At 48.3% G+C, this 25,668-nt stretch carries 32 protein-coding genes and 1 pseudogene; 20 read left to right on the top strand and 13 right to left on the bottom strand.

Going from position 1 to position 25,668, the window contains the following annotated elements; all coding sequences use genetic code 11:
• Positions 1 to 40: 40 nt before the first annotated feature.
• The 8 genes and pseudogenes from NQ230_RS13335 to NQ230_RS13300 form a co-directional block, all read right to left on the bottom strand.
• On the bottom strand, positions 41 to 283 hold the full coding sequence (locus NQ230_RS13335; RefSeq protein WP_257257974.1) for a DUF4060 family protein: 243 nt from the start codon (positions 281 to 283) through the stop codon (positions 41 to 43).
• A gap of 38 nt (positions 284 to 321) precedes the next feature.
• Complete coding sequence (locus NQ230_RS13330; RefSeq protein WP_257257972.1) at positions 322 to 1,407, bottom strand: RecT family recombinase; 1,086 nt, start codon at positions 1,405 to 1,407, stop codon at positions 322 to 324.
• 9 nt (positions 1,408 to 1,416) lie between these two features.
• The gene (locus NQ230_RS13325) at positions 1,417 to 4,554 is read right to left on the bottom strand and encodes a RecE family exodeoxyribonuclease (RefSeq protein WP_257257971.1); all 3,138 of its coding nucleotides are present in this window, start codon (positions 4,552 to 4,554) and stop codon (positions 1,417 to 1,419) included.
• Between the two features lie 140 nt (positions 4,555 to 4,694).
• Entirely contained in the window at positions 4,695 to 4,859 is a 165-nt protein-coding gene (locus NQ230_RS13320; protein ID WP_232929799.1) for a YdaE family protein, read from the bottom strand.
• Positions 4,852 to 5,007: pseudogene (locus NQ230_RS13315) on the bottom strand (hypothetical protein); the annotation flags it as partial. The gene NQ230_RS13320 and the pseudogene NQ230_RS13315, both read right to left, overlap by 8 nt.
• A gap of 279 nt (positions 5,008 to 5,286) precedes the next feature.
• Entirely contained in the window at positions 5,287 to 6,216 is a 930-nt protein-coding gene (locus tag NQ230_RS13310; protein ID WP_047363330.1) for a hypothetical protein, read from the bottom strand.
• The gene (locus NQ230_RS13305; protein WP_257257967.1) at positions 6,206 to 6,790 is read right to left on the bottom strand and encodes a DUF6932 family protein; all 585 of its coding nucleotides are present in this window, start codon (positions 6,788 to 6,790) and stop codon (positions 6,206 to 6,208) included. Before NQ230_RS13305 ends, NQ230_RS13310 begins: the two co-directional genes overlap by 11 nt.
• A gap of 67 nt (positions 6,791 to 6,857) precedes the next feature.
• Positions 6,858 to 7,250, bottom strand: a complete 393-nt coding sequence (locus tag NQ230_RS13300) for a helix-turn-helix domain-containing protein (protein WP_028016004.1) — start codon at positions 7,248 to 7,250, stop codon at positions 6,858 to 6,860.
• 99 nt (positions 7,251 to 7,349) lie between these two features.
• Here NQ230_RS13300 and NQ230_RS13295 point away from each other — a divergent pair, with 99 nt between their 5' ends.
• The 5 genes from NQ230_RS13295 to NQ230_RS13275 all read left to right on the top strand — a co-directional run bounded on the left by NQ230_RS13295 (position 7,350) and on the right by NQ230_RS13275 (position 10,745).
• Entirely contained in the window at positions 7,350 to 7,577 is a 228-nt protein-coding gene (locus NQ230_RS13295; RefSeq protein ID WP_028016003.1) for a transcriptional regulator, read from the top strand.
• Between the two features lie 2 nt (positions 7,578 to 7,579).
• Entirely contained in the window at positions 7,580 to 8,131 is a 552-nt protein-coding gene (locus NQ230_RS13290; protein WP_257257965.1) for a toxin YdaT family protein, read from the top strand.
• Positions 8,132 to 8,215: 84 nt separating this feature from the next.
• Complete coding sequence (locus NQ230_RS13285; RefSeq protein WP_257257964.1) at positions 8,216 to 9,133, top strand: phage replication protein O; 918 nt, start codon at positions 8,216 to 8,218, stop codon at positions 9,131 to 9,133.
• The gene (locus NQ230_RS13280) at positions 9,130 to 9,816 is read left to right on the top strand and encodes a replication protein P (protein ID WP_257257963.1); all 687 of its coding nucleotides are present in this window, start codon (positions 9,130 to 9,132) and stop codon (positions 9,814 to 9,816) included. The genes NQ230_RS13285 and NQ230_RS13280 overlap by 4 nt, the downstream gene beginning before the upstream one ends.
• A gap of 479 nt (positions 9,817 to 10,295) precedes the next feature.
• Positions 10,296 to 10,745 carry a carboxymuconolactone decarboxylase family protein gene (locus NQ230_RS13275; protein ID WP_005131814.1) on the top strand — a complete coding sequence of 150 codons (450 nt, stop codon included), beginning with the start codon at positions 10,296 to 10,298 and terminating at the stop codon, positions 10,743 to 10,745.
• Positions 10,746 to 10,991: 246 nt separating this feature from the next.
• On the opposite strand, the gene NQ230_RS13270 is transcribed toward NQ230_RS13275, so the two are convergent.
• Genes NQ230_RS13270 through NQ230_RS13260 form a run of 3 tightly spaced genes read right to left on the bottom strand, consistent with a single transcriptional unit; the run spans position 10,992 to position 12,529 of the window.
• Positions 10,992 to 11,471, bottom strand: a complete 480-nt coding sequence (locus NQ230_RS13270) for a carboxymuconolactone decarboxylase family protein (protein ID WP_059356660.1) — start codon at positions 11,469 to 11,471, stop codon at positions 10,992 to 10,994.
• A gap of 15 nt (positions 11,472 to 11,486) precedes the next feature.
• Positions 11,487 to 12,095, bottom strand: a complete 609-nt coding sequence (locus NQ230_RS13265; protein WP_224222677.1) for an FMN-dependent NADH-azoreductase — start codon at positions 12,093 to 12,095, stop codon at positions 11,487 to 11,489.
• Between the two features lie 8 nt (positions 12,096 to 12,103).
• Positions 12,104 to 12,529 (bottom strand): GNAT family N-acetyltransferase, encoded by a 426-nt coding sequence (locus NQ230_RS13260; RefSeq protein WP_063154308.1) that lies wholly within the window; start codon positions 12,527 to 12,529, stop codon positions 12,104 to 12,106.
• Positions 12,530 to 12,638: 109 nt separating this feature from the next.
• On the opposite strand from NQ230_RS13260, the gene pdxR reads away from it, so the two are divergent.
• Positions 12,639 to 14,018 carry a MocR-like pyridoxine biosynthesis transcription factor PdxR gene (gene pdxR, locus NQ230_RS13255; protein WP_023324743.1) on the top strand — a complete coding sequence of 460 codons (1,380 nt, stop codon included), beginning with the start codon at positions 12,639 to 12,641 and terminating at the stop codon, positions 14,016 to 14,018.
• A gap of 256 nt (positions 14,019 to 14,274) precedes the next feature.
• Here pdxR and NQ230_RS13250 read toward each other — a convergent pair whose 3' ends face one another.
• The gene (locus NQ230_RS13250; protein WP_045337414.1) at positions 14,275 to 15,303 is read right to left on the bottom strand and encodes an HlyD family secretion protein; all 1,029 of its coding nucleotides are present in this window, start codon (positions 15,301 to 15,303) and stop codon (positions 14,275 to 14,277) included.
• Positions 15,304 to 15,313: 10 nt separating this feature from the next.
• Positions 15,314 to 16,906 (bottom strand): MFS transporter, encoded by a 1,593-nt coding sequence (locus NQ230_RS13245; protein WP_257257960.1) that lies wholly within the window; start codon positions 16,904 to 16,906, stop codon positions 15,314 to 15,316.
• A gap of 149 nt (positions 16,907 to 17,055) precedes the next feature.
• Between NQ230_RS13245 and NQ230_RS13240 the strand changes: the two genes are divergently transcribed.
• The 14 genes from NQ230_RS13240 to NQ230_RS13175 all read left to right on the top strand — a co-directional run bounded on the left by NQ230_RS13240 (position 17,056) and on the right by NQ230_RS13175 (position 25,593).
• A complete protein-coding gene (locus tag NQ230_RS13240; RefSeq protein WP_023324740.1) occupies positions 17,056 to 17,841 on the top strand; it encodes an IclR family transcriptional regulator in 786 nt (261 codons plus the stop codon).
• A gap of 403 nt (positions 17,842 to 18,244) precedes the next feature.
• The gene (locus tag NQ230_RS13235) at positions 18,245 to 18,463 is read left to right on the top strand and encodes a hypothetical protein (protein WP_063154302.1); all 219 of its coding nucleotides are present in this window, start codon (positions 18,245 to 18,247) and stop codon (positions 18,461 to 18,463) included.
• 563 nt (positions 18,464 to 19,026) lie between these two features.
• Complete coding sequence (gene cspE, locus NQ230_RS13230; protein ID WP_063154301.1) at positions 19,027 to 19,239, top strand: transcription antiterminator/RNA stability regulator CspE; 213 nt, start codon at positions 19,027 to 19,029, stop codon at positions 19,237 to 19,239.
• Between the two features lie 488 nt (positions 19,240 to 19,727).
• Positions 19,728 to 19,952: a DinI family protein gene (locus NQ230_RS13225; RefSeq protein ID WP_096151615.1), complete on the top strand. Its 225-nt coding sequence runs from the start codon at positions 19,728 to 19,730 to the stop codon at positions 19,950 to 19,952.
• Between the two features lie 106 nt (positions 19,953 to 20,058).
• On the top strand, positions 20,059 to 20,301 hold the full coding sequence (locus tag NQ230_RS22990; protein WP_224065701.1) for a hypothetical protein: 243 nt from the start codon (positions 20,059 to 20,061) through the stop codon (positions 20,299 to 20,301).
• Between the two features lie 39 nt (positions 20,302 to 20,340).
• The gene (locus tag NQ230_RS13215) at positions 20,341 to 20,943 is read left to right on the top strand and encodes a DUF1367 family protein (protein WP_257257959.1); all 603 of its coding nucleotides are present in this window, start codon (positions 20,341 to 20,343) and stop codon (positions 20,941 to 20,943) included.
• Positions 20,943 to 21,149: a hypothetical protein gene (locus NQ230_RS13210; RefSeq protein ID WP_257257958.1), complete on the top strand. Its 207-nt coding sequence runs from the start codon at positions 20,943 to 20,945 to the stop codon at positions 21,147 to 21,149. The genes NQ230_RS13215 and NQ230_RS13210 overlap by 1 nt, the downstream gene beginning before the upstream one ends.
• Before the next feature lie 2 nt (positions 21,150 to 21,151).
• The gene (rusA, locus tag NQ230_RS13205; protein ID WP_257257957.1) at positions 21,152 to 21,514 is read left to right on the top strand and encodes a crossover junction endodeoxyribonuclease RusA; all 363 of its coding nucleotides are present in this window, start codon (positions 21,152 to 21,154) and stop codon (positions 21,512 to 21,514) included.
• A complete protein-coding gene (locus tag NQ230_RS13200) occupies positions 21,511 to 22,326 on the top strand; it encodes an antitermination protein (RefSeq protein ID WP_257257955.1) in 816 nt (271 codons plus the stop codon). Before rusA ends, NQ230_RS13200 begins: the two co-directional genes overlap by 4 nt.
• A gap of 191 nt (positions 22,327 to 22,517) precedes the next feature.
• Positions 22,518 to 22,709 (top strand): hypothetical protein, encoded by a 192-nt coding sequence (locus NQ230_RS13195; protein WP_257257954.1) that lies wholly within the window; start codon positions 22,518 to 22,520, stop codon positions 22,707 to 22,709.
• A gap of 612 nt (positions 22,710 to 23,321) precedes the next feature.
• Positions 23,322 to 23,546, top strand: a complete 225-nt coding sequence (locus NQ230_RS13190; protein WP_257257952.1) for a class II holin family protein — start codon at positions 23,322 to 23,324, stop codon at positions 23,544 to 23,546.
• Entirely contained in the window at positions 23,524 to 24,018 is a 495-nt protein-coding gene (locus tag NQ230_RS13185; protein ID WP_257257951.1) for a lysozyme, read from the top strand. Before NQ230_RS13190 ends, NQ230_RS13185 begins: the two co-directional genes overlap by 23 nt.
• Entirely contained in the window at positions 24,015 to 24,476 is a 462-nt protein-coding gene (locus NQ230_RS13180; protein ID WP_257257950.1) for a lysis protein, read from the top strand. Before NQ230_RS13185 ends, NQ230_RS13180 begins: the two co-directional genes overlap by 4 nt.
• Positions 24,477 to 25,419: 943 nt before the next feature.
• Positions 25,420 to 25,593, top strand: coding sequence for a GnsA/GnsB family addiction module toxin (locus tag NQ230_RS13175; protein ID WP_065419808.1), 174 nt, complete (start codon positions 25,420 to 25,422; stop codon positions 25,591 to 25,593).
• The last annotated feature ends 75 nt before the right edge of the window (positions 25,594 to 25,668 follow it).

Genomic DNA, 25,668 nt, shown 5'->3' with positions numbered 1-25,668 from the left:
AGTATAGATATGCCGGTCTTTAGTCGTTGATATTTCAGTTTCAGTTTGTCTGCCCGGGCAGGGAACGCAGTCGACGCATACCAGTCATTGCTGTGGCCACGTAGCTTGCCTTGCAGTTGACCACTTCAACCCAGACCTTCACGCCTTCCACTCTCACCGTATAGGTCTCTTTCATCTTGCTGCGCCCATAGTCACCATATCTTTGCTGGTGGGCTGCGAGTGCGATTTCACATGCCTGGCGAGCCAAAGGGGATTGCTTACTGCCTCGATTAATCAGTCGCATTTCTTCTCCTTGAGGGAGGGTTTTCCCTCCCGATCTCGTTAGTCCACGTATTCCGGTTTCATGTCCGCCAGGGTGATGCTGAACTGACCATGCAATTCGTCGCCCAGATGGCGTTTAGACGCTGCAAGAACGCGCTCTACCTCCGCGAACCGCGCAGCTGCATCCGGCTCATCTGAAGATGGCAATGAATTGATGGCTGCTTCGACTTTGTTCCGTGCATCAACCAGGTAATAACGCTTCACGGCTTTGTTTTTCAGCTCAGTGAACAGGGCAGAACCCAGCGTTGCTCTCACGGTTTCAATATCTGCGCGCAGAGCTTTAGCGCTATCCACATCCTGAGCCGCCTCGATGCGATCACGGAAATCATCAGCAAGTGCATCGATGTTTTGAGCTGATTCCTGAGCCGTTTGAGTGGTAGTGACGTTGTCACCTGAAATGTCTGCAAGGCTCACGTGCTGCGCCGGTGCCGGGTTTACCTCTCGTTCTTCACGTCGATCATCGAGCTCATCCGGGGTATAAACGCCCAGAATCACATCCGGGCAGAACAGCCTCGCCCAGCGTTTGACGGCCAGGTACGCCAGTTGCTGGCGAGGGTCGTCAGCCCAGAGGGTAGAATTTCGGGTACGGGCCTGAGCCAGCAGCAAATCGAGTTCCCTTGGCTGATCTTCACCTTTCAGGGTTGCGCGGATAATAATGCCGATCCCGGCTTCGTCAGCCAGGGTCCAGCCCGGGACCCGGTACTCGCCTTTTTCGCCTTTACGAATATGGAATTTTCCAACAACTTTTTCCCATGGCCCGTACCATTCATATTCAAAGCGGCTGGCCAGCACGCCACTGCGTGAAATGACTGCATTAACCAGCTGCGCTTCATACCCGAGCACACCGTTAATCAGGTGCGTCTTTTGGGCCACGGCAAAAGGATTCATCTGCCACTGTGCCGCTTGCATCGCAACTGCCATGCAGTCGGCCTGGTTGCCCTGCAGGTGTTTAGGAACGGTGGCAGTGCCCTGAGCCATGATCTGCGCAAATGTGCTGATGGCGTTCAGATACTGGGAATCGAACAAAGCCACGTTGGAGTTAATAACGGTGTTCTGGTCAGCAACGGTAACGTTAGTGTTATGCATAAATCCCCCTTAAGCCTGAGCGCGCAGCGCTTCGAGGCGGCGCAGGTCGAAGTCGTTCAGTTCATCGGTGTAATCGGTAGTGATCGGCGCTGGCCATTCGCCCGTGTCGAATCCGGTTGCGATGGCGCGCATCGTTTTACGGTACTCGAGCATGCCCAGTTCAAGCAGTTCGGTGGACGCCTCGATGATGGCGATCCAGTGGTAGTTCTCGTCTTTGTTGACGAAAATCCAGAAGAACTGGTCCAGCGCCGCGGTCTCGCAATACATAGCCGCACTGAGGTGGTAGTCCCGGTCAATGATTTCCCGGTGCAGTCTGGCGCGCAGGCTTTCTTGCTTCACATTCCACATGCTGATGGTTTTCAGGTCAGCACCGATGCGCACGCCGTCTAATTCAATCTCGAGGTCAGGGCGTACACGCACTTCTAATCCGGTTTCGTCGTCGAAACCGAAATAGCTCACTTCAACGGCGCGGCTTGGATGTGTCAGCAGCATGCCGGCGGTCGGGTGCGCAAGGAGTGCAGACTGAATTACACGCGCTGTGGCCAGCTGCTGGCGTGTAACCAGAATCTTTTCGCCAGGGTTGTCGCGCCAGGCATCCAGCAGTTCGTCGGCAAATATGGCATCGGGCTTAACCGACTTCACTGCCTGGAACATGTCTGCTTTGCTGCCGGAGACTTTCAGCGGCGTCGGTTTCTGCGCTTCCTGTGCCACCAGATCAGGATTGATGATCGCTAATTGCTCAAGTAGCGCATCACGGCTACCGCTGGTTTTAACCGGCGACGGCAGAGTGGCGTTGTACTCTTTGATACATGCCTTCATTGCCGTTGCCGTTTGCTTCTGGCCTTCTTCAATACGCTGGTACTCAGCAGGGAGAGCCATATAGCTTTGAGCCGTTTCTTCCAGGCTTGCGCCAAGCGGCACTGGAGCGGGAAGGGACGCGTTATGTTCTTCAAGCAACGCTTTAATCTCGTCAGCGCTTAGCAGCGCCGGCAGGCTGGCGTTGTACACGTCGATGAACTCACGCAGAGTTGCGGTGGTGGTGAAAGCTCCCTCCGGGATCTCAGGTTCTACGCTGAACTCTGCTTCGAGGTTTTCCGGCTGCAGTGCAAGGGCGTGCACCAGATTTCCCATATCCAGCACTTTGGATGCTGTACGTGGGATAGTTTTAGCCACATGGCGCGCGTTGAAGTACATCAGGCTGACGCGGGCATCTTTTACCTGGGTTGAGCTAATACCGTTTGCTGCGTGATAAACATCATTCGGCAGACCTTCGTAGCGGCCAGGCTCGAAGTAAGCCGGGTATTCGATTACGGGTTCTGACTGCTGCTCTTCCGGCGCTATGGAATCTGTCTGCGTATTAGCTGCATCAGTGCTTTCGCCTGGTGGTATCGAACCAACATCTTCGTCTTTTTCTGGCTTAGCCGTTTCCATCTGCACATCGTTGGTGGTCTCCGCTGCGTTTTCCGTTTGTTCGACTTCATTTGAGGTGGTATTGATGCCCGGATTGTTATTTCCACCCATCAGGCCATCGATGGAGAACATGCCGCTGCCGAGATTTTCAACCTGCGGTTGTTCAACTGGTGCTTCGGTCTCAACAGCCGGAGTAGACAGCGGCAGCAACTCCACAGCAGAGTTAAACTCAGCCGTCATGGTTTTATTCACAAACTCAAGATGAGTCGCTGGCGTGTGATGAATGTTTTCTGGTGCGATGCGGATCAGATTGAAGATTGCCGCACGGTTCACCGCCAGTACGCCGGGCTGATGACGCAGGATGGCGCTCCATGATTTCCATGGTTCTTCTTTCTTCGCCACGATTTCTTTGGCGCGACGTAAAACGCTTGAGGGGATTTCAAAGTGATGGAAATCCATAGGCAGCAGGGCACAGGCGATCTCAAGATCGAGAGTGTCCAGAGTGTGGTGCGCGCCTTCGCCGCGATCCGTCACATAGCCACCGTCTGCATTGGTACCAGAATCAGTACGCTGAACATTACTGATGCGATTACCTGCAGCCCATTCGCGAACGAGAATGCCGCGGTCAATATAATCAGTCGCCGCCCAGATTCGGGTAAAACGGAGAACCAAAGCGAGTTCGTGGCGCTTCTCCTGGCTGAACACCTTTCGAATGGCGTCGGTATAGCGCCAAAGGTCTTTGGTATCGTAACCCTTCACCTCTTCGCAGTTTTCTGCCGCCAGCAGCAGGTTCTGGACATAGCTGTTGTCAGTGTCCATCTCCAGCGCGCTGATAGCTTCGTACTCTTCGCGGGTTAAGTGGTGACGCAGTTCATTGGCGGTGAACTGGGCGAGTAGCTGCTTCCGGAACGGCATACGCACGACTGGATAACGAGTGGTTTCGTCATCATTCTCGTCAATCTGAAGACCGTTTTCAGGTTCTGGATCCTGACCGGTTGTAACACCGATCTCGCTGGCGATATCTGATTTAAGAAGAATAAGCTTTCCGCTTCTCCACTCTTCAACTAACTGATTGCGGTCGCCGGCATCTGCTCTCGCCCAGTCAGCCATGAATGCAGCGATAATTTCAGTTTCGTGCGCTTCATCTGGCGCGAATACCTGCTTAATCGCCTGAACCAGTTTCCACTCAGCGTTCAGGCTGAGTTCGGCAACTTCAGGGATGTCGCTCTTCGCCATCAGCAGGTTCTGGAGATAGGTGTTGCCTTCATCCAGTGACATTTCGCTGGCAGCCAGCTGCTGCTCTTTAGTGATGTGTGACTGGTATTTGTCGCTGGTCAGGTGGACGGCAAAACGAACCGCTGGAGTGCGGTTTTCAAGCGGGACACTCTCGACGATAGTTTCGACTTTAACGGTCGGTTCCGGTGCGGCAATGTTGTCAACGGCTTCAGTAGACTCAGCGGCAGCCTTTGGTAGCCAGGTGCGTCCATCGTCCTGGAGTTCGTAGCTTTTGCACCAGGTGTAATCCACGGTGCTTTCTTCCGGGAGGTCGTTGTAGACCGGGAAATCGGTGCGAACAGGTTTGGCGTAATCTTTACCGCGTCCGGTTTCAATACCTGCTTCTTCCAGCTCAACATCGAGCTGCAGGTTTGCACGGGCTTCAGATTTCGCAGTGAACCAAATCACTGCGTCTTCTTTGCCGGATTTCTGCGTAGCCTTCACTACATAGAAAAATTCCATGTGAGATCCTCTTTTTTGGATGTAAGATCCCCGGGCCAGAGATAGCGCCCATTGGGTGAACTTTGGTTTTTTAAGTAGTTTTCCGGTGTAACTTTGGTCGGGAGCACCGGACGTACGGGCCGCCTTGCGCGGCTTTTACGTTATGCCTCGTGGGCCATCTGGTCGTACGAAGCACAACGTTCAGAACAGTATTCTTTTTCTTTGCGCGCCAGCTGTGCGCCGTTGCGATAGAGAAGGGTACTTTTGACTACTTCCTCCGGTTTAGCCGGCTTGCTGCAGTACCCGCATTTCGTTGAGTTACACATCTGGATTCCCCTTTTGCGCCAGCAGGTAGCACAGGCGGCGAAGAATCACTTCGAACAAGTTAAGTTTTACGGCTTGCTGCCGTCCTGGTTTGCGTGCGAAATCAATCATTCTCACCCTCGTTTGCCTTATCGCCGGCCAGCGGAACGTTTACACCTGATGCGCGTTAATCTCTCCACCTCATCCGACTGTTCATGTGCCGTCGGCGGCTACTTCGTGGGCGTCCTGCCTTGGTGGTTCGTAGTGCGTCTTGGTGAATTCATTAAACACAAAGTTTAAAATCGTGTCAACATAATGAGTATTATATAATAAACAAAATGTTTAGTTCGCGTAAGGAGTGATGCATAATTTGCGGGGTTGGGATAAAAAAAATCCCAGCGAGGGCTGGGATTTGGGGTTGTTTACACTTGCATGATGACTACAAAACTATCAATTTTGAGCGTTGTTTGCCCATTCAGGTAGTTTGATAAGAGTGAATCTTGGTTTTCCTTCACCGATAGTCTTTTTAGAAAATGTTGCTCTGGCCTTCACACCGAGGTGTTGGTTGATAACATTCGGGTCTTCAATGGACTTGTCGATTTTTGCTGTTTTTATCTCGGTAAAACCTAGTTCAATAAATTCACATTGGCGTTTATTTGGAAGAGTGCCTAAGAAGAAAATATCTGCCTCGATAATCTCCTGTTTTATGTTATCACTACCTAGTTGCTGATAGGTATTCTCCAACTGTTTTGGCTCTCGAAATGAGATGCTATAGTTGTTATTTTTTAGAGTAAATACTGTTTTATTTTCATATAGATAATGAATGAATCCCCTGATTTTATCTAAGGCTCTTTGATCTAGTTCTTCAAGGGCATCGGAGAGCTTTTCATTATCACCATCTAAGCTTGCCTGTAAAATCTGTTGTGTCTTTTCTAAAGCCTTAGAAACAGGAGTTTGTTCATCAAAGCCCAGCGGTGCATCTGGTCTGAACTCCTCTAAGACAAAACCAAAAGACCCCCTGGCAGCTGCTGTAATCATTAAGTGATTGTTTTCTATATTCGGCACTTTACCCGATGATGGAAGCGGGCCATTAAATGCGCTTGCAACATATGCAATTGCATCATTGAAAAATGAGAGTGCTTTTGTACCGAATGATGCAGAAATACCATGAGTCCCCATTACTGTAGGACCTTTGAATGTAAGTACTGCACTGGTTGGCTCGTGTTCTAACAGGTTTGCTTCTGAGATAATACTCTCTACTTTCTTTAGACGAGTTTCTAAGCTTCTTCTGCTTATGGAAGAGCTTTCAGGTGTGCTTTTCAATAGGTTGCTTAGCTGTTCGCGTTCACTGAGAGCGAACATATAATCGTTACGATTCATTGTTTCCCTCCTCAGCCTCACTTGCATTAAGTATAGTTAACGCAACAACATCGAGTTGCGGGTTTAATGGGATTTGGATAAACCCCTTCCATGATAAATCACGTTTATGCGCCCACATACTGTACCAATATACAGTCCTATCGACAAGGTAATGACCTGGTGCGTCAAGCCCCTCATAGTAAGAATCTACAAGGTAATTTTTTTTAACATACTCATGATCAAACAAGTCTGGATTTCGATTTATTACTGATGAATCGTCATCACCAGGGAGAAATTTGAAAAAAGTAACAACATCGACGTCATTGGGTGCGCGCCGCTCAGTAAGCTCAATATTCTCTGTAAAACTCCCGTCAACCCACTGAAATCCTTCTGTTAGCCCAACCTGACTCAAGCATGAACGGTAAGCCAAAAACCCCTTAAGAATTTTTCTTCGCGTTGCTGTAAGAGCAAACATGTTAACAAAATTCACTATATCCATCACGTATGGAGAGCGTGCGTGGCTGGTTGGGTCAGCCTCGTCTATTGGTGGAATCACTCCCATCGAATTCCAAAGTGGGGTGGTCAATGTAGTCAATGGCGATCCTTTAAAATCATTCTAAAATCGACAAAATTTCAACTTCAATTCATTGATTTTTATTGAACTATTCTAGCTTCGTAATCCGACCCTTCATGTACTTCTCGTACAGAGCATCTAGTTCTTTCAGACGGAGCGACAACACTCGAAGGAAATTCTGTTTTTCTTCATCGTCGGGAAGTTGTCGGTAGAGCTCGAGTAGTTTCCGTTCATCATCTTTTAAACCGTCCTTCTCATTGACCTCTTGGCCAAGGACCCACTCAAGACTCACCCCAAGCGCATCTGCCAGTTTTATCGCCGAGCTTTTCCCGATAGTGCCGCGCACGAACCAGTTATTGACCGATTGAGCACTGACACCGCAAATGCGAGCCATGTCTGACTTGGTCAAATTCTTAAGCTCAAGGATCTCGTTGAGCCTTTGCACTTGCGGATGATTAATCTGATGAGTTTTTTCTTTCATAACAGAATTCTAAACCAAAAGTTTATTAGCTCAATATTCAAAATGTTGACATTAAAATAAACATTTAGTTTAATTTGATGGTTACCATTGGAGTTAACTATGAAAGCAATTGATAAAGCCATTACTAGAGCAGGAACCGCAACCCGGTTAGCAGAACTGCTGGAAGTTAGTGCAATGACTATTAGTCATTGGCGGAACCGCTATAAGGGGATTGTTCCCGCCGATCGTGTTCTTCGAATATACAACGCCACTGGCGTCACCCCACACGAGCTGCGCCCCGACCTCTATCCAAACCCAACTGACGGTTTACCTAAACAGGAGCCTTAACAATGCAAACTGTTTCATTTCAACAGAGTAGCAGAGCTTCCTCTAATTCACTGATATTCCAGTGTCATCAAAGCGAATCGGCAGTGAAGGATATCGATCATCGCGATATCTGCTCAGCGGTACGAGCTTGGGCAGCGGCAGAAGGGCGCGTAGCTGTTGCGCTTCAAATCCAAGAAGCAGCTGAAGAACTTCAAGTTGTTGGCGTGGATTTTTCAGGCCAGGCCGATGTCTGGAACGTGAAGCTGTTCCGCTGGCTGGACAACAAAGAAGACTCCGCATCGTACCGAAAGAACGTCGAACAGCTGGTGCCCGCGATCATGTCTGTATTACCGATTCGATACCGCGACCGCGTCGTAAAGAACGACTCGTTTGCCTACCGAATGGCCAGGTTGGAAAAAGAGGTGAGTGAGGCGAAGCAAGCTCTGATGCTCGATGCACCGAAGAAGGAAAAGCTGAAGGAGTTAGGCGAGGGGATTTTCGAAATGTTCAGAGTCGACCCTGACCTAACGGCGCCTTTACTGGCGATGGTTACAACCATGCTGGGGGCAATGTGAAGACTTCAGAAAAGGCGAAAGCCGCGGTGCTCGAACACCAACGGCTTTCAGGTGCAAAAACGGAGTGTAATTGCGGAGCTAAGTATGTCAAACACAGCTGAAATTATCAATTTCCCCAATAGAACCGAACAACCGGGAGGTCGTATGGCCGACCTGTCGAACGGGTATACCAAGGTCGCTAACGAGATCCAACAGCTCAAGCCTCGTCTGAGAATGTCAGGCCGGGAGTGGCAGTGTTTTGAGGCGGTGATCTGGCTTACCTACGGCTGGAACAAGAAACAGGACCGCGTTACGAACACGGTGATCGCCGAGCTTACAGGGCTGAGTGATTCCCACGTTTCGGATGCGCTCAAATCGCTCGCAGATCGCAAAATTATCTTCAGTCAAAAGCAGGGCGTGATGAAAACGGTCGGTATAAATACTGACCTTTCCGCCTGGATTTTAGACAAACCGAAAACGGGAAAAACCTTCCCGAAATCGGAAAAAGTGTTACCGAAAACGGGAAAAGTCTTCCCGGAAACGGTAGACACCCAAGACTATAACAAGAACAATATTAAAATATCCTCGTCTCGGAATTCTGACGAATCCCGAAACCAGAAAACTCAAAAGTTTCTCTCTCGCCATCCAGAAGCTGCCGCCGGGATATACACCCCGGCAGGTAAATCATGGGGATCCGCTGACGACCTCAAGGCAGCACGCTGGATTTACGACAGGCTTCTCACCGTCAACGCATCGCTATCTGAGCCAAACTGGGCGGAATGGGCAAACACCATCAGGCTGATGCGTGTCCAGGACAAACGTACCCACTACGAAATCTGTGACCTGTTCCAGTGGGCTAACCGGGACGAATTCTGGAAAGACAACATCCTGAGCCCTTCGAGTCTGCGCAAGCAGTGGGATCAGCTCACCACCAAGCGGCTGCGTGCAACCGGAGCGGTAAAACCTCCCCGGGGCGGCATTGACCTGCATAACACTGACTGGATTGACGGGGTGCTGGAATGAAAAACCTAGCAGAGAGCATTCGCAATTTTGACCGGGAACAGGCCCGCTGCGTAGCGCACAACCTGCCTGAGAAGTACACCGAACGCGAACAAACGCAGCAGGTGGCGCAGATTATCAACGGCCTGTTTGTGCAGCTGGCGGCCGCGTTCCCGGCAAGCTTGGTTAATCGAAGCCAAGACGACGTAGACGAAATCCGCCGCCAGTGGGTGCTGGCCTTCAAAGAAAACGGGATCACCACTCTGGAGCAGGTTGAGGCCGGTATGCGCATGGTACGCCGTCAGGAGCGTCCATTCCTGCCTTCTCCAGGCCAGTTCATCAAGTGGTGCAGGGAAGGGCGCTGCGTGCTGGGGATCACCACTGCTGACGTCATGGCTGAATACTGGAAGTGGAGGAAGCTGGTTTATCGGTACCCGAGCAGCGAGCTATATCCGTGGCCAAAGGCGGTTTATTACCACATTTGCCTTGAACTGCGGCGCCGTGGAACAAATGGTCAGTTGAGTCTTAAAGAACTCGAGCGTGAAGCCAGTGACATTCTGGATGTGTGGGAAAAGCGGGTGCTGGCCGGGAAGCCGATTCCGCCAGTTCGTAGAGCGTTGGCAGCACCAGTATCGTCGAAGGGACCGACACCTGCAGAGCGTCTCAAAGCCAAATACGAGCGGATGAAGGCTGAAGGAAGGGCATAGGAAAGAAATGGTCCGCTATGAGCGAGAGGTGTACGTACAGAACGAATTTCATTACATATGAATTAAACATTTCTTCCCTGGGAACGTCGATTGTCGTTTGGGATAGCCAGGCTTTAGCCTGCTGGTAATCGGCAGTTCAGCCAGAAGAAAGAGTGATCCGACAATGTATCCTGCAACTTTTTTACCATAATGATGAAGACCTTCACCAAGTCACATCCTCAGGTGCCATTTCTGCATAAAGACTAAAATTGGCCATTCAAACAATCATCATTGTTGAATCAAAGTTAAACCCATATTAGTTTCATGGCATTCCATTTCTAACATGTCCTACGCGTTTTCCTCTTCTTTGTGTCTTTTTTATATGTCAATTTTGATTATGATGACTTAACACTGAAGTATCCATCAGTAATCCTTCTGAAGAAGGTGAGGCATATTTCCGTAGATAAATCAATCAAGTAACACTTTCTAAAGGAAAACAAATGAAACGTCCAAATTGGTTCCAGGTATCTGCAGAAGGCTCAAAAGCACTGGGAACGCTGCATCATTTCGCCACAACAGGAACAAATCTCCCGGAAGAGTTAATACATTTGGTTTTTTTAAGAGTATCTCAGATTAATGGCTGCGCGCATTGTATTGATATTCACACCCGCGATCTTATGAAGTGTGGCATGTCGGTAGAGAAAATAGTTCTGATTCCCGTATGGGAGGAGGCTACATATTTATTCTCGGATCTGGAGCAAGCGGCGCTGGCATGGGCTGAAGAAGTTACCAGAGTAAGTGAGACACATGCTTCGGATGAAGCGTATTCTGCAGCGCTTTCAGTATTTGGTGAAAAAGATTTGGTCGATTTGACCATCGTTATTGCAACAATGAATGCACTTAATCGTATGGGCGTCAGCTTTCGAATGAAGCCGCTGGCCAAGGCATAAATTACCATTCATTTTCTTCTCGCGATTGGTTACTCATTTCCCCAAAAGTAAAAACCGCCGAAAGGCGGTTTTTACTTTTTTAACAGCTAGCGATGAATATAATCGATCTTAATATTCTTTTAAGCATGTATAATATTAGGTTGAAAATACACTATGAATACTATTCGTGTGCGGTTATTACAGTATATGTAAGCTTATAATTAAAAAATAAAGCCGCCAACAAGAAGTGTTGTTGGCGGACATTTATTAATGTAATTCAGCACGATCCAGACCGTAAGCGCTATCCATCGAGCCTGGTGCCATCTGCGATAAAATCTGCAGACGGTTCCAGGCATTAATTACAGCAACGGTGAATGTTAACTCTGATACTTCCACTTCAGAGAAATGTTCGCGCAATTCGTTGTAAAGCGCTTCGCTTACACCATTATTACCAATGCGGGTCAAAGCTTCAGTCAGTGCCAGAGCAGCTTTCTCTTTGGCGCTGAACAATGGCGATTCCCGCCAGATTGCAACGTGATAAAGACGCAGTTCACGCTCTCCATGCATTTTTGCTTCTTTAACATGCATATCCAGACAAAATGCACAATGATTTAGCTGTGAGGCACGGATATCCACTAAGTGCTTAAGTTTTTTATCCAGCGAGATTTTTCCTAATGCCATAGAAGCATCGGCAAGTGTTTTAGCCAGTGCCGGGATGGTTTTGAAATGATTCACACGTGACGACATATTGTAATCCTCTTTTTAAAATAAACGATCAATGGTTTGCAGTGCATGGGGTAATGCTGTAGTACGAGTTACGGGGTCATGCGTGCCGTCTACCCGAATAAATTGCACGTCGGTAATGCCAATATATTCAAGCGCTACGCGAATGTAGGGCGTGAACTGGTCATCTGCTACAAATGGACCGTGGGCAAATACGCTGCCGCTGGCGACAACGCAATACACTTTTTTGCCGCTGACTAGCCCTATTTTTTTGCCCTCTGGCGTAAAGGCGAAAGTTCGTCCGGCGCGGGTTATATGATCGAACCAGGCCTTCAGCACGGAAGGCAGGCCGAGGTTCCACATCGGTGATGAGATAACCAGTGTGTCGCAATCAAAAAGCTGATCTACCAGTTGTTCCGAAGTCTTAATAGCGGTGAGCTGAGCTTCACTACGTAGGTCTGGTGGGGTAAAAAAACCAGCAATGGTAAATGCATCAAGATGTGGTAGCGGCCGTTGAGCCAGGTCCAGAACTGATTCTTCAAGCTCGGCATGATGCGCGCGTAATTTTTCTACAAGGCGTTCAGACGCCGCGCGGGATGCCGATCCTGATAAATCCGGACTGACTTTAATGTGAAGCAGTTTCATCATTTTTTTCCTCAGGTGAGATCGCTATAAAAGTGCAGGCCGAGGGCGGTGTATCCGACACGCTGATAAAATGTCTGGGCTCCTGAATTACTAATGGCGGTATCAAGGACCATCTGACCACAACCGTATTCACGTGCGATTACCGCTAAGTGATTCAACAGCGTTGCACCCATCCCCTGACCGCGAGCCTCGCTCACTGTTACCAGATCGTCGACGTAACAGAATTGCCCGTGAATAAAATTTTCGAGCAGTCGATAACCGGCCAGCGCTATTGGTTTGCCATCCTGCTCCAGTCCTGCAAGCCGATAGCCTTGCGCCTGCTGGCGCTGTACCTGGGCGATAAATTGTTTCTCATTCGTCAGTTTGCTGCGTAGTTCCCGCATCAGCGCAAAGCAACGGGCAAGGTCAGTAGCGGTGTCGTAATGTTCAATCTTCATGACGCCTCATATTGAGTGGCTTAGTTAATAGCCATATCTTAATCTTGTATGTCTGGTTAAAAAGGGCCATTATTGCACTTAATTGATAGGACATCTAAAGGTGCATTTAATGGGGTACAAAGAGATTTATGCCCGCTATCGTCAGCAGATTCAGGACGGTCTTCTGAAACCGGGAGCGCGCGTTCCCTCGATTCGTTCGCTAGCAAGCGAGTTGCAGGTAGCGCGAAAAACGGTAGAAACCGCGTATGAAATTCTTATTGGAGAAGGCTATTTCGTGAGTCTGGGGGCAAAGGGGACCTATATAAATCCGGAGCTCAGGCTAACTTCAACGGTCAGCGCAGACAACGCTGTATCGTCTTGTTCACTTAACACACAGATTACTGAAAGGAAGGGTGATCTGAGGCTCGGAATCCCTGCCCTGGATGAATTTCCCCATAAAAAATGGTTACTAATATCGGGAAAAGCGGCGCGAAGTCTTCGTCCAGAAGAAATGCTCATGCCCCCGGTAATGGGCTTTCAGCCGCTACGTGAGGCCATTTCAAGTTATCTCAATATTTCAAGAGGAATGAATTGCCGACCGGAGCAAATCTTTGTTACCAGCGGCTATCGGGCCAACTTACGGTTAATTCTGTCGGTACTTGCACAGCCTGACGATAAAGTGCTGTTTGAAGATCCTGGCTACTTTTATGGTCAGCAATTATTGAAGCGAATGGCATCCAATCTGCACTATATACCTGTTGATCGGCAGGGCATGGATGTTGATTTTCTTCAGCGCTATCACAATGATGCACGCTTCGCTATCGTTACACCCACTCATCAAAGTCCGCTCGCAGTTAGCCTTTCATTACCGCGTAAGCATCAGCTGCTGGCCTGGGCACAGCAAAACAGTAGCTGGATAATCGAAGATGATTACGACGGAGAGTTTCATTACACACGAAAAGTAATCCCGGCGTTGAAAAGCCTCGATATGCATGACCGGGTTATTTATACCGGTACGTTTAGTAAAACGCTAATGCCAGCTATGCGTATCGGCTATATGGTAATACCACAGGAGACGGTAGCCCGTTTCAGTGAACTGGGCGAAATCCTTGAAACGGGTCTACCATTACTGCCGCAAAAAATACTTGCGCAATTCCTTAGCGAAGGGCACTTCTACCGGCATATAAAAAAGATGCGCTTACTCTATCAGCAGCGGCGTCGCATGATGCTTGAAGCAATTGAAACGAGCTTTCCAGGGTTATTTGAATTTGAGCTTACAGATGGCGGGATGCATATTGTTGCCTTTCTGCAACGTGGCATTGTAGATACCGCATTAGCTGCATTATGGACACAGCACGAGCTTTACGTCCGGCCACTCTCGAGCTGGTATGCGCAGACACAAAAACGTTATGGGTTAGTCATTGGATACACTAATATTCGCTCAACCGAAGAGGCGCAGAAAATTTTGGAGCGGGTTAAGGAAAAAACACTGGCGCTTATGCAGCATTAAGTTTTTTGATAGCCAGGCGTGAATAATAATCTCTTGTTTAGCCGTATCGTTGCCTGATAAAAATATTTAGTCGATCACTCCCTGTAAATGAGGGTCGACTAAATATGATCGTGATACTACATGTGTTTTTTAACAGGAATTTAGTCTGGTGTCGGTGCCATATATCTCCTACAGGATATTACGTATCGCTAACGGGAACACCGTTTCTAAGCCAGACGTTCAAAAATAGAGCGGTTTTTTGAGTGTATCTGGAATATTAGCGGATCTCAATTTCAGGAACGGCTGACATCCCGACGCGCAATAATTTTGCATCGGGTTGATTACCATCCAGCACTATTTTCACCGGTAAACGCTGGACGACTTTAGTAAAGTTACCCGTTGCATTGTCTGGCTGGATGGCTGAAAACGTTGCGCCGGTTGCAGGAGCGATACTATCGACATGTCCAGTAAACTTTTTGCCAGGCATGGCATCAATTTTAATTAAGACCTTCTGCCCCTGCTGAACATTTGCCAGCTGTGTTTCAAGATAATTGGCAGTGATGTAAGTTTGATGTAGCGGAACCACGGCCAGCAGACGTGTCCCTGCGTTAACGTAGGCACCGAGGCGCACCGAACGCTGGCCTACCATCCCATCGACTGGTGCAACAATACGCGTATAAGAAAGGTTAAGCCTCGCCTGACTGACCTTTGCCTGCGCGACTGCAACATCGGCTTCCGCCTGACGTAATGCAGCCCTCAACACGCCTACCTGTTTTTCTGCTGAGGTCAGAGCAGCTTCGTTCTGACGAACGACTGCGGATGCAGAACGCTGCGTTGAATGAGCTTTTTGTTGATCGTCCGCAGCGACGGTACCTCTTTGATAAAGTTTGTTAAAACGTTCAGCGTTCTGACTGGCGTACTGCGCCGATGCCTGACTGGCTAAAAGGGTCGCTTTAGTCTGAGCAATAATGGATTGTTGCTGCTCCAGTTGTGCAAGGCTGCTCAGGTGTTTTGCTTGACTAAGCTGCAAATTAGCTTGCGCCATTTCAAGCGCTATTGTGTAGTCTCGGTCATCCAGCGTGGCCAGTGTTTGCCCTGCTTTAACCCGTTGGTTATCCGCGACATAGATATTTTTGATATAACCCGATACTTTTGGTGCTACCAGTGTGTAATCCGCATTCACATAGGCATCATTGGTACGTGTATCATTATTCAGCATTGTCGACCAGACGAAAAATATCATCGTCATCATCAGAATTAATAATGCGCTGAGCAGAATCGTCCTTCTGGATACAGAAAATTTCATTTAACCACCTCTATTTAGTCATGGCAGGTTGAAAACGTGTCTGGGGCGGCCAGACACGTTTTGGCAACCAGACAGTGAGTAATAACAGCAGGACGGCAAAGCCAGTCATCAGCAGATAGCTGTCGCCCAGACTCAGAACAATTGCCTGATGTTTTAATAAGGTGATAAATCCCGCGATGTTCTCGGTGTTGCTGATGCTGCCGTCGTGTAATAAAGGGATGCTGCTGCTGGCCTGCTCACTGACCGGTGTCGATATCAACCATGGGCGGTTGGCTACGTTATTGACCAGAACATTAGAATGAAATTGTTCTCTGTGATTTATAAACCATTCCACTAATACGCCAGCAGCGATGCTTGAAAAACCCCGTACGGTATTGAACATAGCAGAGGCATAATGTCCTTCCGGGGGAGCCACAACGCTGGTTGCGCTCATAAGCAACGGTAAAATAATTGACGGTAATCCAATCGCCAGCAGAACCTGTATGGCCCAGAAATTCTGGCGTGCCCAGTCGCTGGTTATCTGCATACCCATCAGGCTGGCGAAAATCATCAGAGCAATCCCGAAAGCTATCAGCCAGCGACAATCAACCCAGCGCAGACTAAGCAGTGCGGCAACAAGTGGAGTGATAATTAACTGCGGGAGCCCAATGGTCAAAGCCAGCGGCGCAAATTGCGCTGTTCGAAAGCCCTCTACTTTGCCAAAGAAATTGGACGGCAAAGCCGAGCCAGCCAGCGCCAGTACCAACACTACAGCGAGCGCCATCAGGCCATATGAAAAGTTACTTCTCTCCAGCATCTGTAATTTGAACAAAGGGAGGGGATGAAACCATTCATTAATCAGAAAAATCGCCAGGCACACGATGGCGCTGGATAACAGACAATTAAATAACGGCGATTCAAACCAGTCCAGACGTCCACCCTGAGTGATGGCGATTATTAAAAACGCCATACCAGAACAGCCGGTAAGCATACCGAACAGGTCGATCTGTTTAAATCGGTCGAGATAAATCGGGTCCTGCGGCAAACCCCAGCCAATAAATATCATCGAAATCAAAATGGCGGGGACCGCTTGCCAGAACATGAACATCCAGCTCACTTCATCTGTCCAGAATGCCGCCAGTGAAGGTGCCACATTTGGACCTAAAGTCGCAGTCAGAGCATAAGCTCCAAGTCCATAAAGTTTTATAGATGGTGGCAGAAAACGTAGCGCCACAGTCATGAGTAAGGGAGGAAGTGCGCCGCTAAACAGGCCCTGTATCGTTCGCAAGAGAATAAACAACGGCGCATTCGGCAGTAAGGGTAAAAGTATGCCGCAAACCATAAAACCGCCAGCGCTAGCAAGCGCGAATTTACGCAGCGAAAAAGTCACAGCAAACCATGGTGCGATCATCATCGCCACTACTTCCGCGGCCTGGTAGGCAGATGTGAACCAGCTGGCTTGATCATAAGTCACGCCAATTCCGGCACGCACATCTGCAAGCGCTATATCTATAACCCGACCATTAAGTCCGGAGGTCAAGGCTGCAATCAGTACACCCACAAACCCCATTGCAAGGCGCCAGGTAAAGGGGGGCAAGGGTTGGGTAGAACGCTGTGCATTCATACAAAGTTCTCGTGCATTAAATCGATACAATGTACCGTATTGTGGTACATTGTGGCATCTTACATTGTGGTAGCGTCCATTGCAATGTGATAATTAAGACAAGAACTGAGATAACAGGCTGTCCGTCACCGGATGATAAGGAGCTCTATATGGCCGTTAATGCTTCAAGCTTTGAGGATGAAAAACCCGGCGGGATTCAGGTTATCGCCCGTGCAGCTGCAATTTTGAATGTGCTGGGTAAACACCCAGGCGGCATGAGTCTGGGGGAAATTGCGCAGGAGGTTGCTCTCCCTCGTTCAACGGTGCAGCGTATTGTCGCGGCCTTAGACAGTGCTCAACTTGTGCGTAGCAGCGGTGCAGGTGGTCTGCGTCTGGGACCAGCACTACTCAAACTTATTTCCAGTGTGCACAGCGATGTAGTGGATCTTGTACGTCCCTTCCTGGAGCAGCTTTCGGCCAATATTAATGAAACAGTGACCCTGGCACGTGCCAGTGGTACCCAGCTGGCAATCGTCCATTACGTTGTAGCATCACGTGAATTACGTGTTGTACCTCGTATTGGACTTAATTTGCCGCTCTACAGTACTTCCGGCGGTCGTGTGTTACTGGCTATGGAAAGGGATGAAGATGTCCGCATACTGGTAGGCGATGCCTATGAAGATCTAACCGGAATGACAGTTAAAACTCTTCCACAGCTTCTGGAGCTGATCGCCGATGTTCGTGCCAATGGGCTGGCTATAGATCTGGGTGAAACTCTTGAGGGCGTCTGCACGATAGCAGTAGCGCTAGACACACTTTTTGGTCGTTTTTCTATCTCATTATTAGTTCCAGCGCCACGTTTCCATAAACATGAAGCCTTTTATCGGAAAGAACTCATGCAATGCAAGGAGGCGATAGTTAATGAAATTGGAAGAATAATTTCGGTAGGAGAATAACTAACAACAGGAATAAGTGTTCTCAACGAAATTTGTTAGGCCGCTTGCACAGCCCGGCCCGACCTGCCCCAATATTAGATACAACGATCAGTTGGTAATGGAGTTGACCAGCTTCCCGCTGATCAACACTAAGTACTGTTAGCTACGTCCGCTTTTGGCACAAAGCTGACATTCCAGCCTTTGTATGACTGTAAAAACTACCTTCACGTGATAAGCCGCTTCGGGTTATGACGAGGCGCTTGTGTGACATGCTGGAAAACCAACTTAGATGTTTACTGAAAGCCCGGTTACCCTGGCTAAACGACCCTTAGAAATTTCTAAGGCGAAATAGTCACATAAGTCTTCTCCACGTGTGTTATAACCGAGTTACAAATCGCCACCACTGGCGTTAAAGAGGCATCTCATGAAACTGCGCATCACAAGAGCAATCGGCCTCAGCAAGTTCTCGCCACGTTGGGTTAAGGTTATCTGTTTACGATTGACTAAAAACGATATTGAGCGCTCCCTCAACGCTTTTCTGACAACAATTGATGAATCTGAACTCACTTCGGAGCAAGTCAAAGCATTGAGGGAATGCATTGACAGAATTAACCTGGCAAGAGGAAAGGGGATTCAGGCGTGATCACCTTAGATGCTGACCGCATGTTGATTTGAAGGCTCACTTCCTGTTCTTATATTATGTTTCTCATAATATAAATTTTCTAAGCATAAGAATTTTATGATAAGTAATGATAGAAAAGGGCTCAAAGCCAGAGCAAATCAAAAGCTGGAATGATTTTGATAAGAAAGACAAACACTATATTCGTCATCGTTAGCGGTTTTTCACAAGGATGAAGTATAGATTGAATAGAGATGATAGGGCACGGCATTTCTCCCGACAGCAAGAGTAGCGTGTGAATTTGATACTCTCCTCAAGCAAATTTAAAACATCGTTGGATTGTAAATTTCCTCAGTAAATCGCTGACAAATCTAATCTTGCTTAATGTCTCGTGTGGGTTCACTATGTGTCCTCGGTTTGGCATACAGACCTTATGAAAGCAGTTTTAATAAAGCAGTCCTCATTTCAAGTGTTATCCTTAGATACTCTTCTGCATGAGCCTTCTCCAAATTGCCCAGTAAGTCCTCATTTGCAATCAGGCCATGTTCGCCACAACATGTGGCTCAATAAAATTAAAGGAAGTATCTATGTCAAATAAAATGACTGGTTTAGTAAAATGGTTTAACTCTGAAAAAGGCTTCGGTTTCATTAGCCCAACTGATGGTAGCAAAGATGTTTTTGTACATTTTTCTGCTATTCAGAGTAATGATTATAAAACGTTGGATGAAGGCCAAAAGGTTGAGTTCTCGATTGAGAATGGTGCCAAAGGTCCGGCAGCTGCTAACGTTGTTGCGCTGTAATCGCTGAGAGTGACCTGAACACTTACGACAGCGATGACGGCACAAGCCTGAGCAGATAAGTGAAAGTCATAAAAAACCCGCCCTGAGCGGGTTTTTTGCGTTTCGTGCATGGCATGCAACAGAGGATGATCGTACTTTTTACGTCAACTGCTGGAGTGAAAAAACGAAACCGAACAGTGCTAACCCAACGATTGCGACAAAAAGAAAGCCAATTAGTAATTTCCAGCCCAACATCTTTCCTCCATAACTCTCCTTCATAGCCTTGAACGATATTATTATTAATGATTCAGAGATCAACCGACATGGATGATTTTCAGAGAAAGGGCCGTACAGAGCTTTTGAGCGGGAATCAAAGCCAGCCTATGTTCTTTTAGGCCCTTTGTTCAAAACTCAGGTTTGCATTTCTACTCTTAAAGCGTTGCAAAATCCGTGAGATACGTTTATAAATATACTGTATATGCATACAGTAATTCATTGCGGAGGGACATATGAAAATCGAGTTAACCATTGATCGCATGAAGAAACTTCCTGATGGAGCTATACCTGCGCTCGAGTCAGAACTGCTGAAAAGGCTCAGTAAGCAGTTTGATGATTGCCAGCTTACGATTAAGCGTGCCAGCCATGATGGGCTGACTGTTTTCGGGAGTGACAAGAAAGAGGTCGAACATATCGTGCAGGAGACCTGGGAAAGCGCTGACGAGTGGTTTAATTAATCGCGTGAATTTCACTGGAGCAGTTTCAAAGAGTATCGCTGTTTGCGTTCCCCTGGCTGTTCCCGATTACTGTTTACCGCGTCAATAAGTCGCTCTGGGGGAAATAGTGTGTAGTGCAGATGCCTTTAATGCAGATGATCAATGGTACGACGTGGTCAGAAGGGCCGATAAGGCAGTTATCTATAGCTTCCCGGCGGAAGGGAGATATCTGGTTTATCGAGTAAACGGAATAGTTTCATTACGACCGTTACTCGAAGAGGAAGAAATTTTCACTCTCAACGGATTTATGCAATTTGCAAAACGGCTGGGGTACCGAGTTACACCTCCGTCTGATATTATTCTTTCATAGGCCTGAACAACCTATACCTGATGCGCCACGGAGAGAACCATGGCGCTAGAATTACAACTTATAAAACACCACTCAGGAATACTGATCCCGGCTACGCCCGAGACCAGCGTTATTCTGCAATCCAAAACCCGGCTCGGCGATGTTCTTGTTGCCGAGTTCAGGCGGGTACGAAACCCGGCATTTCACCGGCGCTTTTTCGCGCTTCTCAATCTCGGTTTTGAATACTGGGAACCAACTGGCGGGGCTATCTCGAGTAACGAGCGGAAGCTGATCACCGGCTACGCCAAGTTCCTGGCTTCGTATGGCGGGAATGAAGGCGCGCTTATCGATGCTGCCGAGCAGTATCTTGAGCAGGTTGCTTACCGGCGCGTCACGAATGGCATTAGCCTGTGCAAATCCTTCGATGCTTACCGCTCTTGGGTGATCGTCGAGGCAGGGCACTTTGATGCCATTCAGCTCCCTGACGGAACACTCAAAAAACATCCTCGAAGCATCTCGTTTGCCAACATGGACGAGCTCGAGTTCCAGCAACTCTATAAAGCTGCGCTCGATGTCCTCTGGCGTTGGGTCCTGTCGCGTTCATTCCGCAGTCGTGATGAGGCAGAAAATGTCGCCGCGCAACTGCTTGGTTTCGCGGGGTGATGGGGATGAAGAAGACCTGGTTCCACCACACCGATTGCAGCACCGAACAGGCCGACGAACTCGTTAAGCGTTACATGGCGCGCGGGGTACGAGTTGAGCGTAGCCTTAACCCGGATTACGTGACATGGACTGTCAGTGCATTCTTGCCGACCTCAAATACACCAGCGCGCCCGGATAGCCGCCGGCGAAACCGGATGTGGGGGTGAACGTGAAGACATATCAAATCACTTTGCCCTGGCCGCCGAGCAATAACCGGTATTACCGGCACAACCGCGGGCGCACGCACATTAGCGCTGATGGCATCGCGTACCGCTATGCAGTGGCCAGTGTCATTCGCAGCGCCCGGCTTAATATCCGAACGGCTGCACCACTCAAAATCCGAATTGAATGTCATATGCCAGACCGCCGGCGCCGTGATCTGGATAACCTGCAAAAAGCTGCATTCGACGCTTTAACCAAGGCGGGATTCTGGATGGATGACTGCCAGGTTGTTGATTACCGCGTTGTGAAAATGCCTGTCGTTAAGGGCGGGAAATTGGAACTCACTATTACCGAGCTGGAGACCGCATGAATCTTGAAAATACCCTCAAATATCACTTCGCCAAATCGACAATGATTAGCGACTCTCCGCGCGCTACGGCGTCAGACTCATTAAGCGGAACGGATATCATGGCCGCTATTGGTATGACGCAGGAACGGGCTGCGTTGGGTTACAGCGCTTTTCTTGGGAAGATGGGGATCAGCAACAATGACCGGGAGAGGGCGATTGAGTTGCTGGCCCAGTATGCGCTGACCAAGTGCGACCGAGTAGCTGCGCTTCGCAAGCTGGACGATGCGGTTAAGCCACTGGTTATGCGCCAGCTGGCCACTTTCGCTTTTGAAGATTATTCTCGCAGCGCCGCCAGCGTGAAACAGTGTGATTGCTGCTCGGGGCAGGGATTCATTGAGGCTGATGTTTTCATGATGAAATCGCACTACACGATGAAGCTTCCACAATGGGCAAAAGACCTTAAGCAATCTCCGAGTGATTTCGAGGTTAAGCGCCAGGTGAAAGAAGTCGCTAAGGTCCTTTGCTCGACCTGCAAAGGGAAGAAAGTTGTCAGCTGCGCCTGTAAAGACTGCCACGGGCGCGGTAAAGCAGTGAATCAGGACCTCTCTGAAAAGCAGGGCGTGCCGGTTCTGGCCGATTGCAAGCGCTGCGGCGGACGTGGATATGAGCGAATTCCATCGACTGAGGCTTACGCAGCTGTATGTCAGATAACGGATGCAATCAGCCTCGATACCTGGAAGAAGTCTGTTAAGCCATTCTACGATCAGTTAATTACCAAGTTTGATATCGAAGAAGCATGGGCTGATGCGCAGCTGAAGCAGATAACAAAATAGGGCATTATTTTATCGTGAGCTATTTACATTTCCCGAATCTGTGGTAATTTTCCTCTAACGATGGGTTAATGCCTTCGTTTAAAGCCCTGCGGTTAACCCCGTGGGGCTTTTGCTTAAAAGCGATTTAAGAATTTCTAAAACCAACCAACCCCGCGGTGATTTATAATTTTCCCAACCAAGCAGGAGGGAAAATGGAAGAAGGTTTCTACTGGGTACAGCACAACGGCAAGATTCAGGTTGCCTACTACACCAATGGTGTAACCGAGGATCTTGAAACTGGCCAGACTATAACTGGTGTCTGGCATCTGACGCAGGGAGATCCCCTCTGCGATAACGGAGAAGCGGAAGTTCTCTCCGGCCCACTTTCTCCACCAATTAGCTAAGAAGATTTATCGCACGATATTGCACTGTATTTATTGCACTTCATCCTTTTCGAACTACTCTTCTAAATATCCGGTGGAATGGATATGGAAGTGCTTTGTATTGAGTGCGTTTACTAACAGCGTGCATGCTGTTAGCGTATGGTTGCCTGCTCCTATGAGTAGGCTTTTTTTTTGTTCAAAGATAATCCATTGACCACAGGAATGAATAGCACGTAAATTATTTCTGTGGTGAATCCTTTCTAAGCGAAAGGGCGTTCCAGTCAACTGCTATCTGCAGGTATGCGCGCGTCTTTGCTGACTGGGGTAGAGTCACCGGGAGGCACCCGGCACCATGACAACAACAATACAAGTTTCAAATTCCTTGAGAGCCTGCCATAAAAAGCAGGCCTTTTTTTATGGTTTTGTAATCTGCTGCTACGCTTTGAGTTGTGAGATGTGCCTACCTCTCCGGTGGTTCTCCTGAGCCTATAGTGAATCAGCCGATACAGTTTCACTCCTGAGCATAGGTCTCACTCACACCTACCTTACAAATAGTCAACTCATTGGCCCGCTTCGAAAGAGCGGGCTTTTTTTATTCCCAAATTTAGCACCCGCACAGAGCGAGGTGAGAGCATGTATCGCATGGACAAATTAACCACCGGCGCTGCATACGGCGCTTCAGCCGGCAGCATCCTAAACGGCATGCTGAATGCCTACAGTCCCGAACAGTGGAACGCTATCGGCGTGCTGGTGGGCATCATCATTGCCGTACTGACTTATCTGACGAATCTCTATTTCAAGATCCGCGAAGACAAACGCCGCAGCAGGAGCCGAGATGAACCCGACACTCAGGAATAAACTGGTGGGTGCCATTGTTGGCGGATCCGGAGCAATCACCATTGCTGCAGTATTGCTGGGCAATGCGGATGGGCTGGAAGGTCGACGCTACTACGCTTATCAGGATGTCGTCGGCGTCTGGACTGTTTGCGATGGGCACACTGGTGCCGACGTTCGCCGCGGGCACCGTTACACCGATAAAGAGTGCGATGCACTACTGCAGTCAGATCTGCGCAAGGTTGCTGCAGCTATCGACCCGCTTATTAAGGTCTACATCCCTGAACCTACCCGCGCCGCACTTTATTCCTTTACTTACAACGTGGGAACTGGGGCGTTTAGCAGATCGACGCTGCTGAAGAAACTGAATGCCGGTGATATTCCGGGTGCATGCAAAGAACTGCAGCGGTGGACGTATGCCGGTGGCAAGCAGTGGAAGGGCTTGGTATCCCGCCGGGAGGTTGAGCGCGAAGTCTGCGAGTGGGGTCAGAAATGAGCCGATTAACAGCCATCATCTTCGCTGTCGTTATCAGCCTGCTAGTTACCATGGCTTGGGCGATTAACCACTACCGCGACAACGCCATCGCTTATAAAGACCAACGCGATAAAGCCACTGAGAAACTCAGCCTGTCGATCGCCACCATCAAAGACATGCAGACCCGCCAGCGTGATGCAGCGGCACTGGATGCTAAATACACGAAGGAATTAGCCGATGCGAAATCTCAGCTTGAAGATCTGCAGCGTTGCGTTAGCACTGGTAAGTGTGGGTTGCACGTCAACGCCAGATGTCCCGCGAACGGAGCGACCAGCACCGGCGGCATGGGCGATGCTACCAGCCCCAGACTTACTGACTCCGCTGAACGGGATTATTTCACCCTCAGAAAGCGAATCGTCACAGTGAGAAAGCAAATTGGCTACCTGCAGGACTACATCAAAGAGCAGTGTCTGAAATAGAACCTCATCCGCAAGGTTCTGCCACTATCTCGCTCTTGGACACTAGCATTAGCATATATTTTAAGCGCAATCTGATAGATTGGGTGATGCCAAAAAAAAGCCCTCGCATGGAGAGCTAAAGGAGTCTCAGTTTCACTTGCTCTTTTTATCGATGTTTCCCTGGAGTTGGCATTCTCCACATCAGAGTCTTGGATAGCCTGGCAGTCAGCCAGTAATCAACAAGCGTAAGCGAAAAGTATTAGGAATTTCCTCAGGTTAACGGTCTTTGATAGTTCTTTCTTGTTGCATATGCTTCACATGGTATTCCCTATAATCAGATTAAATTTTACTCGAAATCACATGCACAAGAACGAATGGGTTGAAATGCGTTCTGCCATAAAAAATGCCCCTTGTGAGGGGCAATTATGAGTTGAATCTTTTGTTTTATTTGTGTGCTTCTTGCTCTAAGGCTTTGGCAAAATAACATCTCACACAAATATTGCAAACTAAATGCACTTTTAAATGCAATAATGTGAAACCTCGCATCTTACGGTTGATGATCCTTGCCGGAAAAGGTAACCACTACCTACAGGTTTTGCTGTAGTGGAAGGTTTTGAATTAGCCCAGTTCATAGTGGCAGTGACGTGTCTGATGGGTCTTCTTGTCATGCGCCAATCTTTAACAAATTAGGCTGCGGGCTTCCGGTGACTGAGCGACGATTCACCAGGAGGTATCCATCCCTCTATGGCAAAAGCCCTTGTAATGATGAAGGAGCTTTTTTTATCATTCTTTAGGGCATTACTGACGCTGGGGACCTCCTGTAGGTGACTAGTTGGAAGTTAGCCCATTCAGCATCTGTTACACAGGTAGTCTACTATTTACATACAGTTAGGTTAGCGGCAATGTATCGATAACTGTCGTCTCACTTGATAATGGAAATAGTAAACGGCCAAAAGAGGTAATAATGAAAATTGAAGAACTGACGCACAAGGCAGAAGAAGAAATTTCTGCCCTCATATCAAAAAAAATTTCAGAGTTACGAAAAAAAACAGGCCATGAAGTTTCCGAAATTGAGTTTATCGCTCGTGAAGCGATGACAGGTCTTGAGGGGTACGAGGTCAAAATCAAACTCCTTTAATCGTATCTTCACAAAACAAGGTCGCTCATGCGGCCTTTTTTATTGCTATTTGATAGTGAGTGACGCAAGGAAAAA

Origin of the sequence: Enterobacter asburiae (assembly GCF_024599655.1) — a bacterium.
GTDB lineage: Bacteria > Pseudomonadota > Gammaproteobacteria > Enterobacterales > Enterobacteriaceae > Enterobacter > Enterobacter asburiae_D.
The sequence above is the reverse complement of the archived record's forward strand: the minus strand, read 5'-3'. Positions and strand labels throughout refer to the sequence as shown.

Excerpts from the sequence above, each read along its gene's own strand:
- NQ230_RS13335 (WP_257257974.1), bottom strand. The coding sequence starts at position 283 with ATGCGACTGATTAATCGAGGCAGTAAGCAATCCCCTTTGGCTCGCCAG.
- NQ230_RS13330 (WP_257257972.1), bottom strand. The coding sequence starts at position 1,407 with ATGCATAACACTAACGTTACCGTTGCTGACCAGAACACCGTTATTAAC.
- NQ230_RS13325 (WP_257257971.1), bottom strand. The coding sequence starts at position 4,554 with ATGGAATTTTTCTATGTAGTGAAGGCTACGCAGAAATCCGGCAAAGAA.
- NQ230_RS13320 (WP_232929799.1), bottom strand. The coding sequence starts at position 4,859 with ATGTGTAACTCAACGAAATGCGGGTACTGCAGCAAGCCGGCTAAACCG.
- NQ230_RS13310 (WP_047363330.1), bottom strand. The coding sequence starts at position 6,216 with ATGAATCGTAACGATTATATGTTCGCTCTCAGTGAACGCGAACAGCTA.
- NQ230_RS13300 (WP_028016004.1), bottom strand. The coding sequence starts at position 7,250 with ATGAAAGAAAAAACTCATCAGATTAATCATCCGCAAGTGCAAAGGCTC.
- NQ230_RS13295 (WP_028016003.1), top strand. The coding sequence starts at position 7,350 with ATGAAAGCAATTGATAAAGCCATTACTAGAGCAGGAACCGCAACCCGG.
- NQ230_RS13290 (WP_257257965.1), top strand. The coding sequence starts at position 7,580 with ATGCAAACTGTTTCATTTCAACAGAGTAGCAGAGCTTCCTCTAATTCA.
- NQ230_RS13285 (WP_257257964.1), top strand. The coding sequence starts at position 8,216 with ATGTCAAACACAGCTGAAATTATCAATTTCCCCAATAGAACCGAACAA.
- NQ230_RS13280 (WP_257257963.1), top strand. The coding sequence starts at position 9,130 with ATGAAAAACCTAGCAGAGAGCATTCGCAATTTTGACCGGGAACAGGCC.
- NQ230_RS13275 (WP_005131814.1), top strand. The coding sequence starts at position 10,296 with ATGAAACGTCCAAATTGGTTCCAGGTATCTGCAGAAGGCTCAAAAGCA.
- NQ230_RS13270 (WP_059356660.1), bottom strand. The coding sequence starts at position 11,471 with ATGTCGTCACGTGTGAATCATTTCAAAACCATCCCGGCACTGGCTAAA.
- NQ230_RS13265 (WP_224222677.1), bottom strand. The coding sequence starts at position 12,095 with ATGATGAAACTGCTTCACATTAAAGTCAGTCCGGATTTATCAGGATCG.
- NQ230_RS13260 (WP_063154308.1), bottom strand. The coding sequence starts at position 12,529 with ATGAAGATTGAACATTACGACACCGCTACTGACCTTGCCCGTTGCTTT.
- pdxR (WP_023324743.1), top strand. The coding sequence starts at position 12,639 with ATGGGGTACAAAGAGATTTATGCCCGCTATCGTCAGCAGATTCAGGAC.
- NQ230_RS13250 (WP_045337414.1), bottom strand. The coding sequence starts at position 15,303 with ATGAAATTTTCTGTATCCAGAAGGACGATTCTGCTCAGCGCATTATTA.
- NQ230_RS13245 (WP_257257960.1), bottom strand. The coding sequence starts at position 16,906 with ATGAATGCACAGCGTTCTACCCAACCCTTGCCCCCCTTTACCTGGCGC.
- NQ230_RS13240 (WP_023324740.1), top strand. The coding sequence starts at position 17,056 with ATGGCCGTTAATGCTTCAAGCTTTGAGGATGAAAAACCCGGCGGGATT.
- NQ230_RS13235 (WP_063154302.1), top strand. The coding sequence starts at position 18,245 with ATGAAACTGCGCATCACAAGAGCAATCGGCCTCAGCAAGTTCTCGCCA.
- cspE (WP_063154301.1), top strand. The coding sequence starts at position 19,027 with ATGTCAAATAAAATGACTGGTTTAGTAAAATGGTTTAACTCTGAAAAA.
- NQ230_RS13225 (WP_096151615.1), top strand. The coding sequence starts at position 19,728 with ATGAAAATCGAGTTAACCATTGATCGCATGAAGAAACTTCCTGATGGA.
- NQ230_RS13215 (WP_257257959.1), top strand. The coding sequence starts at position 20,341 with ATGGCGCTAGAATTACAACTTATAAAACACCACTCAGGAATACTGATC.
- NQ230_RS13210 (WP_257257958.1), top strand. The coding sequence starts at position 20,943 with ATGGGGATGAAGAAGACCTGGTTCCACCACACCGATTGCAGCACCGAA.
- NQ230_RS13200 (WP_257257955.1), top strand. The coding sequence starts at position 21,511 with ATGAATCTTGAAAATACCCTCAAATATCACTTCGCCAAATCGACAATG.
- NQ230_RS13195 (WP_257257954.1), top strand. The coding sequence starts at position 22,518 with ATGGAAGAAGGTTTCTACTGGGTACAGCACAACGGCAAGATTCAGGTT.
- NQ230_RS13190 (WP_257257952.1), top strand. The coding sequence starts at position 23,322 with ATGTATCGCATGGACAAATTAACCACCGGCGCTGCATACGGCGCTTCA.
- NQ230_RS13185 (WP_257257951.1), top strand. The coding sequence starts at position 23,524 with ATGAACCCGACACTCAGGAATAAACTGGTGGGTGCCATTGTTGGCGGA.
- NQ230_RS13180 (WP_257257950.1), top strand. The coding sequence starts at position 24,015 with ATGAGCCGATTAACAGCCATCATCTTCGCTGTCGTTATCAGCCTGCTA.
- NQ230_RS13175 (WP_065419808.1), top strand. The coding sequence starts at position 25,420 with ATGAAAATTGAAGAACTGACGCACAAGGCAGAAGAAGAAATTTCTGCC.